The sequence below is a fragment of the Azospirillum sp. Marseille-Q6669 genome (assembly GCF_965111635.1).
The window spans coordinates 86,436-104,485 of sequence record NZ_CBCOOP010000001.1 but is presented as its reverse complement, the minus strand read 5'-3'; the positions used below and the strand labels follow the sequence as shown (position 1 = coordinate 104,485).

Below are 18,050 nucleotides of genomic sequence, written 5' to 3'. Positions count from 1 at the left end.
TCGTCAGCCGGCCTCGGCCATTGGCAGACGCGGCGGCTCCTCGGTCAGCCGCTTGGCGCGGCGCGCGCGGGTCTCCACCGTCGCGGCGGGAGTGACCGGCACGAAATCGGTGGGCCGGCGGTCGTCGCCGGTGATCGCCCGCATGGCCGCCACGTTGGCGCTCTCCACCGCCTGCGCCTTGCGCACCTGGGCGAGGAATTTGGCGCTGGGCAACATCACGTAGGTGATCCCCTCGATGCGGGCGCCCACCTTGTCGTAGAGCTTCTCCGCGCTGGTCAGGATGCCTTCCTCGACCAAGGCGTCCACCGCCGAGGTCACCGCGCGCAGCGTGTCGCGGCGGCGGCTCCACACATTCATGCCGCTGTTCTTGATGATCTCGTCCGCCGACAGGGTCATCGCCCTGGCGCCCAGATCGCCCGGCGCCTCCGCCCCCGAATAGTCGTACTCGGCGCTCAGACGGTTGTAGAGCCAACGGGAGACCGGGCTTTTCAGCCGCATCAGCCATTGGTAGCTGACCGGCTTGAACTCCAGGTTCCGGATGGCCGAGGAGACCAGCGGGTTGAACTGCAGGTGGGTTTCCTCGTCGCCCCCCTCGTCGCCGATCAGGTCGGGTCGGGAGCGGATGGCCAGCACCGGGAAGGCCGTGGATTCCAGCAGGTTGGCCCCGCGGCCCTTCTTCACCCCCTCCGCCGGCTTGCCGATGATGATGCGCGAGCGCGCCAGGATGGTCAGCGATTCGCGGATGTCGCGGATCGACAGGGTGTGGCCGACCGCCTTCAGCTCGCGCTGGATCTCGTAGAGGGTGAAGCGCATCTGGACCTTGTCGCGGTTCTCGCCGCCCAGCGACAGGCGCGAGCGGTCCATGGCGAGGCGGCGCACCACATGCTCCACCACCTGCTCGCGCTCGGCGGGGAAGACCTCGTATTCGATCTCGGTCTGGCCGTCGGCCTGGGCGGCCGCGTCGTCGCGGTTGACCATCCTGGTCAGACGGGCGGGCTGGATGGTCAGGTGGAAGGTGCTGCCGTGGTAGGTGAACTCGCGCTTGATCGACGCGACGAAGTTGCCCTTCGCCGGCGCGGTCTCCGCGGACCGTCCGCCGTCGCGCGAGGCGAAGACGTAGCGCGGTGCCAGATCGTACAGCGCGATCAGGTGCGACTGGGAGCGGTCCTCCAGCTCGAACAGAACCAGTTGCAGCGCGCCGGGTGTCGCGATCTTGCTCATCCAATCCCTCCTTGCCCGGCAATGACCATGCGGCGGGAGGCGCGCGCTGACAACCGCTTCGTGACGGGCGACCTCCTTCGGTATGGAGCCTTTGCCCGCGCCCATGGAGCGATAGCCCGCGGTTATGGAGCAACAGCCCGCGCTTTTCCGGCACGGCGTTGAGATCCTTCGACTCTGCGGGCGACTCCGCCACCCGATGCGAATCGCTCCGCCCCGGCGGGAACCAGGGTGCGGGCTATCACTCCATGACCGCGAGTCCCCCCGCGAGTCGGAACTCCATGGGTCGGTTCGGTGAAGCGCGAGCAAAAGCTCCATCCTGTGCTCGCCGCCGGATGACCAGCCTTGGGCGGGTGAACACGGCCAAGCGCGGGCTATCGCTCCATAACCGCGGGCTATCGCTCCAAGGTGGGCGGGTGGACCTAGTCCAAAGCGCGGGCTGTTGCTCCATACTCCCGCGCGCCAGCCGCGGCCTATGGCTCCAACGGCCGGGATTCCAGAAGCGCGGGCTATCGCTCCAAGGGCGCGGGTTTCCACTCCAGGATTCCGATTCGGCGATGAAGCGCGGGCTATCGCTCCATGACGGCGGGCAAAGGCTCCAGGAGCGCGGGCCAGGGCTTCAACGGTGCGGGTTACCGCTCCATGCCCGGCTATGGAGTGATTGCCCGCGGTTTGAAGAAGCGTGCGCCGCTGGGAATCCTGATCCGCAAAGCCACCGGCCCGCCTTCCGTGCGGAGCCGGTCCCGACAGCCTTGCGGAGACCGCACCATGACACCCCGCGACGACACACCCATCGACACCCCACCGGATGACGCCCTACGAGAATCCGGCCCGCCCGCGGACAACGGGCGGTGGGGCCGGATTCCCGCCTGGTGGCTCGGCCACCCCGCCATCGATGCCGACGGTCTGGCCGTGCTGGCGGCGCTGGCGACCTACGCCAACGCCCGCGGCGAATGCTGGCCGTCCCAGGCGACTCTCGCCACCGCGCTGAAGCGCAGCCGCAGCACGGTGAATCGAATCCTCGGCCATCTCGCCGAATCCGGGGTGATCGCGAGGGAGTCCCGCCGCTCCGCCTCGGGCGGGCGGCTGTCCTGCCTGTACCGGCTGCGGTTGGCCGCCGTCGACGGACCGATTCCGGCGGCCGGTGCAGCGTGCGACCAAGCCGCGATGCCCCCTGTGCAGACGCCGGCCAAGGATGTCGCTCCCGCCGACTCCCCATGTGCGCCAGTGCGACAGAAACAGCCGGAATCTGAACAGACTCTGGACTCGCACACCTCGCGCGGCCCTGCGCAAGCCGTGCCGGACAGCTGGACGCCCGATGCCGGAGACCGCGCTTGGGCCGAACGCCGCTTCGCCGGGGTGGATCTCGACCGTCACGCCGAAGGATTCCGCCTGCGCTGCCAAGCCCACGGTTACCGCTACCGCGACACTGGGGCCGCCTGGAAAGCCTGGCTGACGCAGGACGCCGCCGCCGGCAAGGCGCCGATGCTCCGGCCGACAGCGCCCGGCACCCCCGCAAGGCCGGCATCCAACGTCCTCGTTCCCGAACAGAAACTCGGCGCCTGGATGGCCGCCGCGGCGAAGCTCAACGCGGCCCAGGACCACGGCCCGCAAGCCCGCAAACCCGTCTGGAGGTAAGGACACACCATGGCCGCACAGTCGCGTTCCGTCCCGCCCGGGGTTCCAAGCCCATCGGTCGTGACTCCCTTGCCAACCCGTCCACCGCCGGCCTTCGACCCGTCCTCCCCCGCGGCCGAGCGCCGCGCCACGCTGGTTTCAGCCTTGCCGGGCCCCCTCCGGGACGTCCTCGGCTCCGGACGGCTGGAGCGCCGCCCGCGCTTCGGCGACCGCGGTTTCGACGGGGTGACGGAAGACTGGAGCCCACCCGACGGGATGACCGCCCAGCACGCGCTGATGGCGCGGCGCGCGCTCGACGAGCTGACCGGCACCATCCTGGCCCCGGCGTCGCCGGACCATCTGCTGGCCCGCGTCCTGGCCCTGCTCAGCCACTACCCGGCCAAGGGAACCGCGCCGGAGGTGGAGCATCTGGTCGCGCTCGACTGGGCGGAGGATCTCGGCGAGTTCCCGGCCTGGGCGGTCGATGCGGCGGCGCGGACCTGGCGCCGGACGCAGAAATGGCGCCCGTCCATCGCGGAGATGCGGGCGCTGTGCGAGGAGGCCTGCGCACCGGAATGGGCGCTGGCGCGGCGGCTGTCGGTGATTGCGGCGGCGGGAAGCGCGTCCGGAGACGGGGCGGGCGAGGGGACGGACCACGGCCGCACCGGCCGGCTGCGCGCGCTGGTCGGGGGAGCGGTCCGGCGGATGGGATGAACTGACCGTCCGGCTGCGTCGCCTACGGCGTCCGCTCCTCGCGGATCGCCCGTTCGAAGGCGGCCAGCATCTCCACGCCCTCGGCGCCGAAGCGCCGCTCGATGGCCTGCCGCACCGCGGGCTGGGTCACCTTGCGGAACGCCTCCGCCTCGCGCGGGGTCAGCGTGTGGACCTCCATGCGCTGGGTCAGCGGCGGCAGGCCGCGGTCGGAGGATTCGATCAGGCGGCTGAGACCGCGGCTGGCGACGACGCCCAGCCGGGCGGCGTTCATCACGGCCGCACGGTCGCTGGGGGCGAGCTCGTCCAGGAACTTGGCGTTCATCACCCAAACATAGGGGAGGAACAGGTGGTTGCTCAGCGTCAGGTGGCGCTGCACCTCGTCGAAGCGGGCGAAGCGGACGATCGGCACCGGATTCATCTGGCCGTCCACCGCGCCGGTGCCCAGAGCGTTGTAGAGGTCCGACCAGGCGACGTTGACCGGCGTGCCGCCCAGGCTGCCGATCATGGTGCGGTGCGTCTCCAGATCCATGGTGCGGATCTTCAGCCCCTTCATGTCCTCGGGCTGGCGGATCGGGCGCTTGGAGTTGGTGATGGTGAACAGCCCGCCCGGATCGCCGAAGCCCAGCACGGCGAGGCCCGCCTTGCGCCGGATCTCCTCGGCCAGCCGGTGGCCGAAGGGGCCGTCAAAGACGTCGTAGGCGTTGGCGACCGAGGAATAGGCGAAGGGCAGATCGATGACCGCCAGCATCGGGTAGAGCGGCGCCACCCCGCCGACCGAGGAGATGGCCGACTGGATGGTCCCCTGGCGGACCAGCTTCACCGCGTCGCCGTCGCGGCCCATCTGGCCCTCGGGAAAGATCTCCACGCGCACGCGCTTTTCGGTCGCCACCTCAACATGGTTCTTGAAGACGATCGCCATGGCCCCGGCGGTGTTGTCGAAGGCGTCGTTGCGGTTGGGGTGGGCCAGCTTGATGACCGTCTCGGCGGACACCCCGGCGGCGGCGAACGCCAGCGCCAGTACCGTGCAGGCGGCCAACAGCCGCGCCGTCCATCTGCTTTTCATCGCGTCCTCTTCTGGCTACTTGGTCTTGAAATGCTCGGCGGGGTCCCAGCCGTCGCCGGGCGGGTCGGCGATCAGCCGCTCGCAGCGCGCGATGTAGAGCCGGGCCAGCGCCGCCACCTCCGGCTCGTCGGCCAGCGGCCGCAGCAGGTCCAGCGCGGCCGCCCAGCGCCGGCTGCGGTAGAGCGAGACGGCGACGTGCCACTGGCGGCAGAGGTCGTGAGTCTCCGGCGGGCGGGCGAAGGCCGAATGCGGGTCGAGCGCGCCGACCAGTTCGAACAGCTCGATCGGCGCCGACAGGCCCGAGGGCACGGCGAGATCGACGGGCCGGAACAGGAAGCGCCCGCGCACCGCGTGCTCCACCGCCCCGGTGACCAGGATGCTGGTGCCGTAGACCTTGTTCAGCCCCTCGATGCGCGAGGCGAGATTCACGTGGGAGCCGAGTGCGGTGTACTGCATGCGGTCGGAGGAGCCGACGTTGCCCACCACCACCTCCCCCAGATGCAGGCCGAAGCGGGTGGGCATCGGCGGCATGCCGGCGGCGAGGCAGGCGTCGTTGATGGCGCGGTTGACCGACAGGCAGCCGAGAGCGGCAAGGCAGGCATGCTCCGCATGGTCCGGGTCGGGGCGCGGGGCGTTCCAGAAGGCCATGATGGCGTCGCCGATGAACTTGTCCACCGTGCCGCCATGGCCGTGGATGCAGGCGGTCATCCGCTCGAAATAGGTGGTCAGCCGGTCCAGGACCTGCTGCGGCGGCATGGCTTCGCTGGTCGCGGTGAAGCCGGCGATGTCGCTGAACAGGATGCTGAGGGGACGCGTCTCGCCGCCCAGCTCTCCGCCGTCGCCGGTCACGATGATGTCGCGCACCAGCGCCTTGGGGACATAGGCGCCGAAGCGGCGCAGGCCGCCCTTCATGGCCTCCACGGCGCCGGCCAGCTCCGCCACCTCCTGCACGCGGGTGCGGACGGCGAAGCGGCCGTTCAAGTCGAAATGGCGGATGCGCTTGGTCTCCGACACGATGTCCTGCATCGGGCGGGTCAACCGGTGCGACAGCCACAGCAGCAGCAGGACCGACACCGCCAGCAGGCCGGCGCCGATCACGACGATGCGGTAGGTGGCGCGGCGCAGGGAGCCGACGAACTCGTCCACCTCCACCGCCACGCCGACGGTCCAGCCGCTGCCGATCCCGTCGGCCAGGGTCGCGAACTCGACGATGTAGTCGCGGCCCTGCGGCCCCAGCGGGGCGATAAAGCGGTCGCCGGCACCGTCGCGGCGGCGCTCCACCGCCTCGGCCAGCACCGGGTCGGGGAAGGTCGCGGTGGTGTGGAGGGCCGCCGTCGCGCCGTCGCCGCCGACCAGCAGGTCGGCCCGGTTGTGGCAGATCACCCGCCCGGCGCCGTCGATCACGAACACCGCGCCGGACGACCCGATGCGCAGGGCGTCCAGCCGGGCCGCCAGCCGGTCCAGCGAGACGTCGGCCCCGATGGTGCCGATGGGCACCCCGTCGTCGGTGGCCATCCGGTAAGAGACGGTGACCACCGGCCGCCGGGTCGCCGGCAGGACGAAGGCGTCGGACATCACCGCCACAACCGCTTTCTGAGCCGCCACGTACCAGGGGGCGGTGCGCGGGTCCTCCGTCGCCTCCGTCCGCTCCACGCCGGTGACCTGCCCCCAGGAGCGCAGATAGAAATAGGAGTCGGCGAACCGGCCCGAACTGGAATCCTGCATGCGCAGGGCGAGCGCGCTGCCCGGCGGCGGCGCGGCGGGTCCGAAGCGTCCGCCGTCGGGCGCCAGCCGCGCCATCTGGAAAAACGCCCCGTCCCCGGCGAAACCGACATAGAGCGAGGCGAGCTGCGGCAGGGTGGCCAGGGCGTCGGAGAAGTAGCGCAGCGATTCGATGCGCCGTAGCCCGTTGCGGTCGATCCGCCCGAACCCGGCCATCGCCTCGGCGACACGGGCCACCGGGCTGACCAGACCGTTCAGGTCGTTGGTGACCGTCTGGGTGGTGCGCGCGATGGACTGCGACGCCACCTCCAGCGCGGTGCGGGAGTTCTCGTGGTAGAGATAGCTGAGCATCACCGCGATCAGCGGCACCGTCGTCAGCAGGAAGACCAGCGCGATTCCCACGCGCAGGCGTATCCGGTACGGCGTTTGGGACATCGGGCGGTCTCCGGAAGGCCAATATTGCGGTGACAAGAGGAGCCTCAGCCGCCGGCCGGGGCGGACAGGTCGCGGACGAAGAGGAGGCGGTCATGGCCGTCGTGCTTGGGCTTGCGCGCGAAGACATGCATGCCGACCGACAGCATTCCGCGCACGCTGGCCGTGTTCTCGGGCCGGACGGTGGCGAACCAGTAGCGGTGCCGGTCCGGCGGCAGCACCCCTTGGGCGGCGGTTTCGATCAGGCGCCGGTGCAGGCCCTGCCCGCGCCGGTCCGGATGCACGAGGATGCCGGTGAAGTGCAGCGCCCGGTCGAGGTCCCCGTCGGGAAGGCCGTAGTCGCGGCCCAGATTGTGGTCGGCCTGACCGGGAAACTGCACGGCGAGGAAGGCGGCAAGCGCGTCGTCGGTCAGCGCGCCGAGCACCGCCCCATGACCCCTGTGCGGCCCTCCCAGCATGTCCGACAGCTCGGCCTCGCCCAGCGGGTGCATCAGCGGGCCGCAGGCCTCCCGCTGCAGCGCCAGGACGGCGCCCAGCGCATCCGGCGCCAGAAGGGCGAAGCGCAGGCCGCTCATCGCCGGCCCTCCGTCCGCTGGCGCGCTGTGCGGTGCGGGACGGTCCGCCGCCACGTCAGCAGGGCGAAGAGCAGCAGGCTGCCGGCCAGAAGCCCGCCGATCAGGCCCACCCCCTCCGGTCCGGCGCCCAGCGGGACGGCGGCGGCCAGCGTGCCGAACAGCAGCGGTCCGGCGGCCTGTCCCAGCTTGCGGGTGTTGACGTGCAGGGCCAGCACGGAATCGCGCCGCCGCGCCTCGCGCGCCGCCAGCAGCTCGACGTGGCGCATCTGGGCGGACAAGCCGAAGCTCTCCGCCAGGCCGATCGCGAACACGGCGGCGAAGGCCGTCCACAGCGACGCCTGGAGACCGAACAGGGCCAGCGCCCCGGCGATCAGCGCCGCGGACAGCAGCGTCACCCCCGGAATCGGCAGGCGCCGCGCCGCCATGCGGGTCAGCAGCGGACCGGCCAGAACGACGCACAGACCGTGCAGCAGGTAGGCGCGGCCCACCGTCGCCGACGACAGGCCGAGATCCGCGATGAACAGCGGCAGATAGAAGGGCAGGAACATCGCCGCCACCGCGGTGGGCAGGGAGATCAGCGCCAGGAACAGCGGCACCTTGATGCGCCGATGCCGCGGGTGGACCGTCGCGCTGCCGGGCGAGGGAACCGCCGCAGGCGCGCATTGCGCGGCATCCGGCGGGACGGTTCCGGGCAGGCGGGGAATGCCGGAAGCGGTGTAGAGCAGCCCTGCCAACGGGATCAGGGCGCCCGCGGCGAACACCGTCACCGGTCCGTAGGTGGTGGAGAGCAGGGCGCCCGACACGGCCCCGCAATTCACCCCGGCGTACATGCCGGCGAACAGGCCGGGTTGCAGAGCGGAACCATCCGAAACCCCGCGCAGCCGCCCGATCAGGGCGTTCGCGGCGATGAGTCCGGCCATGCTGCCCGCCCCGCTCAGCCCGCGGGCCAGGACGAACAGCAGCGGGTCGGCGGTCATCGCCGCCACAGCGGCCAGCGCCATTCCCGCCCCCGCAGCGGCGAAACCGGTCAGCGAGACCGCCCGCCAGCCGAGCCGCCCGGTCAACCGTCCGGCGGCCAGCGCCGCGGCGACCCCGCACAGCATCTCCGCCGTCAGCGGCGCCGCGGCGATCTGGGACGGGGACAGAAAGGGAAAGGGCTCCCCGCCGAAGCTGGTCATCAGCAGCGGGACGAAGGACACCGGCAGAAAGGCGCCGAAATACATCAGAAAGGCCGAGAAGCGGATGAAGCCGGCGAAATCGCCGGTCTCACCCGCCGCGGCGCGGCCATCGCCCGAACGATGGGCCATCCGCGTCCGTCCGCCGAGCGCACGGTCCATCTCGAACATGAACAGAAGCGAGGTGACGAGGATGGTCGCCATGTCCAGCCCGAACTCGGTCAGTTGGGCGGCAACCCGGTCGCCGTCCACCACGGCCACCAGCTTGCGCGACTCGCCGCCGCGGTCCTGGGCGAGCGGCCAGCGCAGCGTCACGTCCGGCATGTCCGACAGGAAGGGAACGCCGGTCACCATGTGGCGTCCGTCGTGCGCCGGCGGGCTTGCGCCGGGCATGGCCAGTTCGATGGATTGCAGGGTGGGCATGCTGGCGCGGATGCGCTCGAAATAGCCGTCCATCCCGGCCAGCGACCCATAGTCCAGTCCGCGCCGGACCACCGACTCGACGTCGTTGCGGATCATCCGGGCGACGATCTGGGTCGCCTGTTCGGCGGCCTCCAGATGGGCGGTGGAGATCACCGTGTAGCATTCCGCCGCCGCCGCGGTCTGGGCGGCCAGCATCGCGCCGAGCGCCAGCAGCCGGCGCAGGCGCTCCAGCCGGACCCGGCGCCCCTCCGATGCGCGGCGCAGCCCGAAGGCCATGGCAAGGCCGGTCAGGCCGAGGAAGCCGACCGTCCCCAGACCCGTCCACAGGAGCTGCGGCAGGGTACGGTCGCGGAATTCCTCCACCCGGTCGTCCACCCTGCCGCTGTCGGACTGGATGATGAGGAAGCCGACGGGAGCGTCGGCGTGCCGGCCGTCCCGCTCGGCCTCGCCAGGATTGCGGATCGGCAGATAGAGGACGTAGGACCCGCGGTCGGCGTCGTGCCGGAACCAGTGGGGGCGCCGCTCCAGCTCGGCACGGGCGCGGCGTAGGGTGGCTTCCGCCATCGGCTCCACGGGCCGCCCCCTGGCGATGGCGACGACGCGCCCGTCCGCCACCGCCACCCCGATTCCCCGCGCCCAGGGCAGATTGGCGGCGAGCTGGTCGAGGATCGCCTCCAGCCCATAGAAGTCGTCCAATGGCTTGCCGTAGCCCAGCGCGTCCTGGATGTTCTCCACGGTCTTGCCGCCGACCACCGCGAAGGCGGCCATCAGCGTGCCCGCGTAGTTCTGGCGGAAGGAGCCGAGATTGATGCTCAGGCTGAAGGCCAGCGTCACCCCCACCAGCAGAACGGACACAAGGAAGGCGCGGAGGGGGCCGGAACGGCTGGACGGGGCGCCGGGTGAGGCCATGGCTAGAGCACTCCGTGCAGTGAATCCGCCGCCAGCAGCGCCGGGAAGGGGATGCGGTAGCCGATGGCCGCCGCCGTCGCCGCGTTCCAGGCGATGAAGGGCGTGTCGAAATAGACCTGCGGCAGGTGGCGCAGCGGCTCGCCGGCCGTGACGCGGGCGAGGGTGGCGGCGCCGAAATGGCCGATGCCCGCCATGTCGGCGCGGGCGATGCTCATCAGCGCGCCGCGCTCCACCTCCTCGGGGCCGAGCTGCGAGAAGGTCGGGATGCGCTGTTTCAGGAAGGGCCGGGCCAGCGAGGTGAAACGGTCCAGCGGCCAGCGACCGTAGGTGATGTAGACGGCATCCGCGTCGCGCGACAGCGCCTCCCAGGCGGCGGTCAGCTCGACCTCGTAGCGGTATTGGTCGAGATGGTCGATCGGCGCGCGGACGTGCCGCTCCACCAGCTCGAATCCGATCCGTCCGGCGGCAGCCTCGATGTCGGGCAGCGAGGCGATGGCGCGGCCGGTGGGGCTGTCGTCGTAGGCGATGCCCAGCCGCCGGAACTGAAAAGTCTTGTGAAAGATGGACAGCTGGCGCTGGAACCGTCGCGGGTCGAGATGCGCCCACACATGGTCGCGTCCCGTGTCGGCCTCTGACTCGACGATTCCGGCGGCGATCGGATTGGTGCATGAGAAGGCAAGGACCGGCACACGATGCGCGTCGGTCGCCAGGGCGACGCCGGCGACCGTCCCCATGACGATCATCAGGTCGATGTCGCGCGTCTGGTGCAGACGCGTCACCAGCGCGGCGGCGCCGTCGGGCGTCAGGTTGGTGACGTGGGCATCGGCGACGAAGTCCAGGACTGGGCTGCCGGCGCGGGCGGCCAGCCAGGACCACAGGGCGGCGGTGTCGGTCTGGCCCGGACGGTAGGGCATGCCGGTCAGCGCGCCGGTCCAGCCCATCCGCTCCAACTCGCCGAGGATGGCGGCGAGCGTCGCGGCGTAATTGCCGTAGGGCATGGATTCCGCGTAGCCGACACGCCAGCGCCGCGGCACGTCCCGGACCGACGGGAGCGGGCGGGGGGCGGCCGGGACCGCCGGCGACGGGCAGAGGGCGCCGAGGCTGGCGGCAGCGGCGCCGGCCATCCAGCCGCGGCGGGTGATCGCCGCGGCTCCGGTTTTGTCCGCAAGGGCTCGATAGTCGAATGGCGGGGTGGCGGGGCTCATTCCGTTTGGTCCTCCCTTGCGGCGCTCGACCGGTAGCGACGGACGATCCGCGGCCCGAGAAGCGGGATTGCGCTGGGGCGCAGCCCGGACCGTGCCGCGATGTCCTCCACGGTGATCCGGTGATCGCCCTGCCGCCCGATCAGGACCGCCTCGTCGCCCGGCTGGACGCCGGGTACGTCCGTCAGGTCGGCCAGCAGGCTGCTCATGAAGGGGCGGCCGAGGACCGGCGCCGGGCGTTCCCGGATCAGCAGGACCCCGCCGGCCAGCCGGTGCAGGTGGTGGGCGTCGGAGAAGCCGAAGGGCAGGACCGCCACCGGCGTGCGCCGGGGCGCCGCGCTGGCGGCGGCGTAATCGGCGACGTCGCCCAACTCCAGCGCCGTTACACGGGTAACGCGGGCCTTCACGCTCATCACCGGAGCGAGGGGGAGGGGCAACTCCCCATCCACCATGCGGATGCCGAACAGGGCGGCGCCGCACCGCACCGCCGTGCAGCCGATACGCGCCGCGGCCTCGGTCAGCAGAGGCCGGCCGAGCGCCGCGCTGCTGAGCGCGTGGACCAGCGGCGGCAGCAGTCCGGTTGCCCGCACCGCCTCGACCGCCTCGCCGAACCGCTCCAGTTCCGCCAGGCCTCCGTCCTCGTAAGGACCATAGGCGCCGGACAGGTGGGTGTAGAGCCCTTCCAGCCGCAGCGCCGGCGCGCCGGCAACCGCGGCCAGCAGGTCGGTCAGGTCCGCCCGCGGTGCCCCGAAGCCGGCGAAGCCGGTGTTCACCCGGACATGCACGTCGACCGTTCGTCCGGCGCGGTTGGCGGCGGTGGCGAGCGCCCGCGCCTCCGCCGCGCTGGTGACGGTGGCGCCCAGCCGGTGCAGGGCGGGCAACCGCAGCTGGCTTTGCAGCGGCGGGTCGATGACGAGGATGGGGGCCGTCACGCCGGCCCGCCGCAGGGTGATGGCCTCGCCCATGTCGGCGACCGCCAGCCCGTCGATCCCGAACCGCTGGAGCGCCCGCCCGACCGGTCCGGCGCCGTGGCCGTAGGCGTCCGCCTTGACCACGCCGAAGACGGCTTGGCCGGGGGGAAGGCCGCGGCGCAGCCGTTCCAGGTTCCGGCCGAGGGCGTGCAGATCGATGTCCGCCCAGGCGGTGGTGCTGCCCCGCCGGCCCGTCCGCGTTCCCGTCATGCAAGGAACTTCGCGCTGATGTCGGTCGAGGATTCCCTGCCGATCTTGTCGAAGTGCTGATCCAGGAACTCGTCGGCCTTATGGCGGCCCGTTTCGAACATGTACATCAGAAAGTCCCAGTCGGCATTCAGCTTGCTGGTGACGCCCAGCTTCTCCACGACCTCTTCGGCGTCGACGGTGTGGATGTGCATCTTCTTGTGCTTCTCCGGGCTGAGTTCGCCGGAGTCGATCAGTTTGGAGACGAAGTCGACGACGCGCAGTTCGCGCATCATGCTGGAGTTGAAGCTGAGCGTGTTGACGCGGTCCATGATCTCGCGGGCGGTGCGCGGCGGCACCGGCACGCGGACCGGGTTGATCTGGATGATCAGGATGTCGCGGCTGTCGCACTGGTCGATCAGCGGGAACAGCGGCGGGTTGCCGGAATAGCCGCCGTCCCAGTAGAAGGCGTTGCCGACTTGCACCGCCTGGAACAGGAAGGGCAGGCAGGCCGAGGCGAGGACCGCATCAACCGAAATGTCTTTCGGGCCGAACACCTTCAGCCGGCCGGCGCAGACGTCGGTCGCCGCGATGAAGGTCTTGCAGGCCGGCGCCTTGCGCAGGCGTTTGAAATCCACCACGTCCGACAGCACGTCGCGCAGCGGGTTCATGTTCATCGGGTTCAGCTCGTACGGCGACATCATGCGCGACAGCGCGTCGAACATCTGCCAGAGCGGGGAGAAGTCCATGTTCCCCTTGCTGAACATCTTGTCGAGCGGGGTCGGCTGGAGCGGCCCCTTCTTCGCCTCGTCGGAGATGCGGCGCCAGAATTCGCGCAGCTTGCTCCGCGCGCCCTCGGGACCGCCGACGGTGAGGCCATAGGCGGTGACGGCGCAGTTCATGGCGCCGGCGCTGGTGCCGACGATGCCGTCGATGGTCAGGCGCCCGTCCTCCAGGATGCGGTCGAGCACGCCCCAGGTGAAGGAGCCGTGGGCGCCGCCCCCCTGGAGCGCGAGGTTGATCGGCTTGGCGCCTTTCCGGTTGGCGGGTTGGACGGCGGGGGCGGGCATGGTCTGGTCGGGCATGAATGGCTCCGGTCGTTGACGTCCTGATGAGGACGGCGGAATGGGACGGGTCGTGCTCGGGTGTGCGGCGCTGGTCAAAGCGCCGGTTTCATCACCTTGGGAGGGGCCTTGGGCGGGCGTGTTCTGGTCAGCACGCCGTGCTTGGTGGCGCGCCGCGCCTGCGGGGTGTCGGGCGGCGGTTTCGCCAGCAGGTCGCGGTGATCGGGAACGGCGCTGCGCAGATAGCTGCGGATCTGCTGGATCCACTTGCGTGCCAGCTCTTCGGAGATGGACAGCTCCGCCGCGATGTCCGCGTAGGGCTGTTCCTCAATGAAGCGCATGCGGGCGGCTTGGCGCATCCGCTCGTCCCGGATGCCGTCGAGCGACTCCAGGACCTTGACCAGCAGGGCACGGTCGGCGTTGGTGCGTTCCGGGTCCATGGCGTCCCGCCCGCTGGACCCGTCGGCGATGGAGGCGATCTCGACGAGGGAGCCGACCAGGACGGGGTGGCGCTGGTGGGCGCGGTGCCGGTCGATGAAATGGTTGATGGCGGTGCGCCGCAACCAGGTGCGCGTGTTGAGGATGGAGCGCGCGTAGAGGGGCAGGACATCCGACAGGCTGAGGCAGAGCCCGCTCAGGCAGTCGTGGATTTCCTGCCTGTTTCCTTTGCACAACCTTTGATATGTCCAGAACAGGTCGGTGTAATGGCGGCACCAGAAGACCCAGAAGGCGGTCTGGTCCCCGGTTGCGATGCGTTCCAAAAGGCCGGAATCGTCCAATTCGTGGAGATCCTCCCCGGTGCGGGAGAGAAGCCGCGGCGATCCGGCCATGGACAGGGAGGGCCAGGGGCGTTTCGGTTCCCGCCGCCGATCCAACGCTGTTCCGGTGGGGGTATCCCCCAAAGGTTGCGCTCTTTGCTGCATATGACGTCCCTTGCGCGTTTTGCTCAAGGGACGCTCGCCAAGTTCTACGTGTGAACGAACTGGATATACTTTTTTTCGAAATACCTATGTATTTCGGACGATATTATCTAAAAAAAAGCCTATCCGACCACAACCGCACTATGTCTTGATAATCAAGACATGGCTATGCACACGCAGGCGAATGCGTCGATTCTATGGGTTCGCAGCGAAGGATCGGGATAGGGGCAGTAACGCCACGCGGCGCCAAGCCGTTCAGGGCCTTAAGGATAAAAGTGTATTAACCAAAGGGATCGAATGCTCGATCGCCGCCCTGACAATGTTTCCAGATTTCTATATTTCAGGGGGGTGGTACCGCGGTGTGCGGGGCCATCCGAATCACCTGCCGGATGGCAGGAGTGGAGGGGCTCGAACCCCCAACCCCCGGTTTTGGAGACCGGTGCTCTACCAATTGAGCTACACTCCTGTCGCCGCCTTGCAGCGGGAAGCCGCTTTTAGGCGATTTCAGAGCGGCACACCAGCGGAAAATTGCTGCGATCCACCCCGAAACGCTCTTTCACCACAGACAGGACGGCAAGAGGACCTGGGGGAAGCACCTCGACCGTGGCCGGACCACCGCCAGCCCTTCATTCCTGATATATGGGAAGTGAAAATTTACCGACAGAAGTAATATTGTCATGAAGCGGAATGAAAAGTCCGGTCTATTTGTAGAATTACGACACATTTGAAAATATCGATGTCAAATTTTAAAGAATGACGTCGGAGAAATCATGGTTGGCGTGGGAAGGGTTGGGGTGTGACGCCTCCCGCGTCACGGGCTCGTGAAGCCGTGGCGGAGCAGGATCGCCTGACCGGCTGGGGACAGGATGCTCTGGGCGAGCGCTTCCGACCGCCTGCGGTCCGTGCCGTTCAGGACGGCCAGCCCATAGTCGGCACCCACGGCCATCGCCGCCGGCAGGGCGACGATCCTCAATCCTGGAATCTCCCGGGCCGCGAGCCGCGCGTTGGTCCGGTAGGTCAGGAACAGGTCGGCCTTGCGCCGCTCCATCAGCCAGCCGTAGGGGTCGCGCCCCTCCGGCGGCCCCTCGCTCTCCGGCCCACCGGTGAGCCGCAGCGCCTTCGCGTCCAACGCCGCGAAACTGCCGGGGCGCAGGGCCTCTGCCTTGCGGAAGACCTCCCAGGCGTAGTCGCCGGCGGGATCGGCCTGCGGCGTTGAGGTGCCGAGCCTGATGGAAGGGTCGAGCAGGCGGTCGAGCAGCGTGTCCGCCGTGACCCCCACCTCCGGCTGGGCGATGGCGCAGAGCCGGTTGTGGGCGAATGGGCGAATGGTCGCCGCGCGTCCGACGTCGGCCAGCGCGCGGGGATGGGCCATGTTGGCGGAGGCGAACAGGCCGCTCTCTCCACTTTGCAGCAGCCGTGCCTTCAGCAAACCGGATGGAGCGAAGACGGGGGCGATCCGGATGCCTTCCCGCGCTTCGAACGCCTGGACCAGTTCGCCCAGCGCGGCCTTCAGGCTACCGGCGGCGAACAGGTGAACCGCACCGTCCCACCGCTCCGCCGTCTTGTTCATGGAGATCCCTGTCCGCACCGCTTGTGTCCAAACGCCTTTTTCTTATGCATAGAGCACGGAGCGGACGTGGAAAAGAGCGAGGACCAATGCTTCCCGTCACGGCACGGCCGCTTCGGACGCGTTCATCCGGAAGCGCCGGACAGGGAGCGCATCGTCTTTCCCACAACTTAAAACACATGTTTGCCGGGCTGCATGCCGCAGCTTTTCCCCGTCAAGGCAACCCGATGCGACAAGCGTGTCGGTCGTGAGTCCTTCGGGCTTCGACGCCCTGCCGTTAGTGAAGCGTGCCGCGAGGGGTGCGCACCCAGCGCCCTCGGTCGGCGCAGTGTTGCGATGCGGTTCGCCAGCCCAGCACCGCTTACGACAAGGATATGAATGTTACAAATTCCGACAAACTAGGACTAACACCCAATCCGAAATCGTATGATAAAAATAGCTACCTCAGATGGAGATCCGACGGGGTCTTCGTTAATCAAAGGTTAGCAACGACCATCGCGTGAAGGTACCGGTCCAATGAACTCGTCCACCAAAGCCGCCTCCTTCATCTTCATCCCTAACGAAGATGTGGGTAAGAGAAAAGCGCCTTGGTGGGCTTTCTTGGCGGCAAGTGCCATTCTTGCGGGTGTGATGGCGCCCGTGCTCGCGCAACAGCTGCCGGCCCAGCTCCCCTCCGGTGCGGAACCGCGTCCGGAGGCGCCGCGTCCGGTGATGCCGCTGCCCTCGGTGCCGGGCGGCGCGGTGACGGTGCCGAAGGCGCCCGCGGCGGAGGCACCGGCGGGGGCCGAGAATTACCGCCTTACGTTGCGGAGTGTCTCCATCGAAGGCGCCACCGCCTACAGCCAGGACAGCCTCAAGACCGCTTACCAAGATATGCTGGGCCGCGAGGTGTCGGTGGCGGACCTGTTCAAGATCGCCAACGACATCGAGTTCCGCTACCGCAACGACGGCTTCATTACCAGCCGGGTCATCGTTCCCGCCCAGACGATCGAGGACGGCACCTTCCGCCTCCAAGTGGTCGAGGGCTTCGTGTCCGACATCACTTATCCCGACGACATCGGCCCGGCGCTGGCCGCGGTCAAGCGGCTGGTGGAGCCGCTCCGCGGCGTCAAGCCGATCAACGTCGCCGAGGTCGAGCGCCGTCTTCTCCTGGCGAACGACCTCGCCGGCCTGAGCGTGCGCGCCAGCCTGGAGCCGTCGCCGGACACGCTCGGCGCCTCGGTGGTGGTGGTGAAGACGGACCGCAAGGCGGTGGACGCCCTGGTGTCGTTCAGCAACCGCAACACGCCCTATCTCGGCACCGCCCAGACCACCGCGACGGCGGCGCTGAACTCCTTCGGGCCGAACGCCGACACGGTGAACCTCAGCGGGCGCGTGTCCTCTCCGGCGTCGCGGGCCTGGTCGGTCGGCGCCGGCTATCAGGCGCTGGTGACCGGCGACGGGCTGACCTTCTCGGCCACCGGCTCCTATTCCAAGTCGCGGCCCGGACTGACGCTGGACCCGCTGGACGTGGAAAGCTGGGTGGCCGCGGGTGTGGGCACGCTCAGCTATCCGGTGATCCGCTCGCGCCTGGAGAACCTCCGCGCCGTCGGCGAGTTCGAATACCGCGACGTGAACACCGACATTTCCGGCGACCGCTTCAACCGCGACCGGCTGCGCATCCTGCGCGGCGGTTTCAGCTATGACCGGACCGACAATTGGGACGGCATCACTGCGGTGCGCGGCCTCGTCCACCAGGGGCTGGACATCCTTGACGCGACGAAGCTTGGCTCGGCCTACGCATCGCGCGAGCGCGGGCGCAGCGACTTCACCAAGCTCACCGCCGACATCACCCGCGTGCAGCAACTCCCGGCCAACTTCAGCATTTTCGCGACGGCCACCATGCAGGCCGCGGGCACGCCGCTGCTGGCCAGCGAGCAGATCGCGCTGGGTGGCCCGAGCTACGGACGCGCCTTCGACGAGGGCGAGATCTCCGGCGACAGCGGCTGGGCCGGGTCGCTGGAGCTGCGCTACACGCCGGTGGTCCCGGAGAACGCCTTCGCGCAGGCCGTCCAGATCTATGGCTTCGTCGACGGCGGCGAGGTGTGGAACCGCTCCAGCCTGGAGCAGAACAGCCGCAATTCGCTGGTTTCCGTGGGCGGCGGCGTGCGCGCCAGCCTCGTGGAACGGCTTTTCGCGACGCTTGAGATCGACAAGCCGCTGACCCGCCGCGTCGCGACCGAGGGCGACAAGGACATGCGGGTCTTCTTCAACATCACTGCGCAATACTGATAGGGCCGGGGGATACAGGAC

At 69.3% G+C, this 18,050-nt stretch carries 13 protein-coding genes and 1 tRNA gene; 3 read left to right on the top strand and 11 right to left on the bottom strand.

Annotated features, from left to right (window positions below; all coding sequences use genetic code 11):
- Positions 1-3: 3 nt before the first annotated feature.
- On the bottom strand, positions 4-1,221 hold the full coding sequence (locus tag ACWPXE_RS00415) for a plasmid replication protein (RefSeq protein ID WP_454016210.1): 1,218 nt from the start codon (positions 1,219-1,221) through the stop codon (positions 4-6).
- A gap of 765 nt (positions 1,222-1,986) precedes the next feature.
- Here ACWPXE_RS00415 and ACWPXE_RS00410 point away from each other — a divergent pair.
- Both ACWPXE_RS00410 and ACWPXE_RS00405 read left to right on the top strand, forming a co-directional pair.
- On the top strand, positions 1,987-2,856 hold the full coding sequence (locus tag ACWPXE_RS00410) for a helix-turn-helix domain-containing protein (protein ID WP_454016209.1): 870 nt from the start codon (positions 1,987-1,989) through the stop codon (positions 2,854-2,856).
- Positions 2,857-3,000: 144 nt separating this feature from the next.
- Positions 3,001-3,549: a hypothetical protein gene (locus ACWPXE_RS00405; protein ID WP_454016208.1), complete on the top strand. Its 549-nt coding sequence runs from the start codon at positions 3,001-3,003 to the stop codon at positions 3,547-3,549.
- A gap of 22 nt (positions 3,550-3,571) precedes the next feature.
- Here the strand turns inward: ACWPXE_RS00405 and ACWPXE_RS00400 are convergent, their stop codons facing one another.
- The 10 genes from ACWPXE_RS00400 to ACWPXE_RS00355 form a co-directional block, all read right to left on the bottom strand.
- The gene (locus ACWPXE_RS00400; RefSeq protein ID WP_454016207.1) at positions 3,572-4,612 is read right to left on the bottom strand and encodes a TRAP transporter substrate-binding protein; all 1,041 of its coding nucleotides are present in this window, start codon (positions 4,610-4,612) and stop codon (positions 3,572-3,574) included.
- 15 nt (positions 4,613-4,627) lie between these two features.
- Complete coding sequence (locus ACWPXE_RS00395; protein WP_454016206.1) at positions 4,628-6,769, bottom strand: adenylate/guanylate cyclase domain-containing protein; 2,142 nt, start codon at positions 6,767-6,769, stop codon at positions 4,628-4,630.
- A 44-nt stretch (positions 6,770-6,813) separates the two neighbouring features.
- Positions 6,814-7,341, bottom strand: a complete 528-nt coding sequence (locus tag ACWPXE_RS00390) for a GNAT family N-acetyltransferase (protein ID WP_454016205.1) — start codon at positions 7,339-7,341, stop codon at positions 6,814-6,816.
- Positions 7,338-9,848 carry an MFS transporter gene (locus ACWPXE_RS00385; protein ID WP_454016204.1) on the bottom strand — a complete coding sequence of 837 codons (2,511 nt, stop codon included), beginning with the start codon at positions 9,846-9,848 and terminating at the stop codon, positions 7,338-7,340. Before ACWPXE_RS00385 ends, ACWPXE_RS00390 begins: the two co-directional genes overlap by 4 nt.
- Positions 9,849-9,850: 2 nt before the next feature.
- A complete protein-coding gene (locus ACWPXE_RS00380; RefSeq protein WP_454016203.1) occupies positions 9,851-11,053 on the bottom strand; it encodes an ABC transporter substrate binding protein in 1,203 nt (400 codons plus the stop codon).
- Entirely contained in the window at positions 11,050-12,231 is a 1,182-nt protein-coding gene (gene alr, locus ACWPXE_RS00375) for an alanine racemase (protein WP_454016202.1), read from the bottom strand. Before alr ends, ACWPXE_RS00380 begins: the two co-directional genes overlap by 4 nt.
- Complete coding sequence (locus ACWPXE_RS00370; RefSeq protein ID WP_454016201.1) at positions 12,228-13,292, bottom strand: patatin-like phospholipase family protein; 1,065 nt, start codon at positions 13,290-13,292, stop codon at positions 12,228-12,230. Before ACWPXE_RS00370 ends, alr begins: the two co-directional genes overlap by 4 nt.
- A 74-nt stretch (positions 13,293-13,366) precedes the next feature.
- Positions 13,367-14,032, bottom strand: a complete 666-nt coding sequence (locus ACWPXE_RS00365) for an RNA polymerase sigma factor (protein ID WP_454016200.1) — start codon at positions 14,030-14,032, stop codon at positions 13,367-13,369.
- Positions 14,033-14,581: 549 nt separating this feature from the next.
- Positions 14,582-14,657: transfer RNA gene (locus ACWPXE_RS00360), tRNA-Trp, on the bottom strand.
- A gap of 345 nt (positions 14,658-15,002) precedes the next feature.
- The gene (locus ACWPXE_RS00355) at positions 15,003-15,761 is read right to left on the bottom strand and encodes a molybdate ABC transporter substrate-binding protein (protein ID WP_454016199.1); all 759 of its coding nucleotides are present in this window, start codon (positions 15,759-15,761) and stop codon (positions 15,003-15,005) included.
- Positions 15,762-16,388: 627 nt separating this feature from the next.
- On the opposite strand from ACWPXE_RS00355, the gene ACWPXE_RS00350 reads away from it, so the two are divergent.
- Positions 16,389-18,029, top strand: coding sequence for a ShlB/FhaC/HecB family hemolysin secretion/activation protein (locus ACWPXE_RS00350; protein ID WP_454016198.1), 1,641 nt, complete (start codon positions 16,389-16,391; stop codon positions 18,027-18,029).
- The last annotated feature ends 21 nt before the right edge of the window (positions 18,030-18,050 follow it).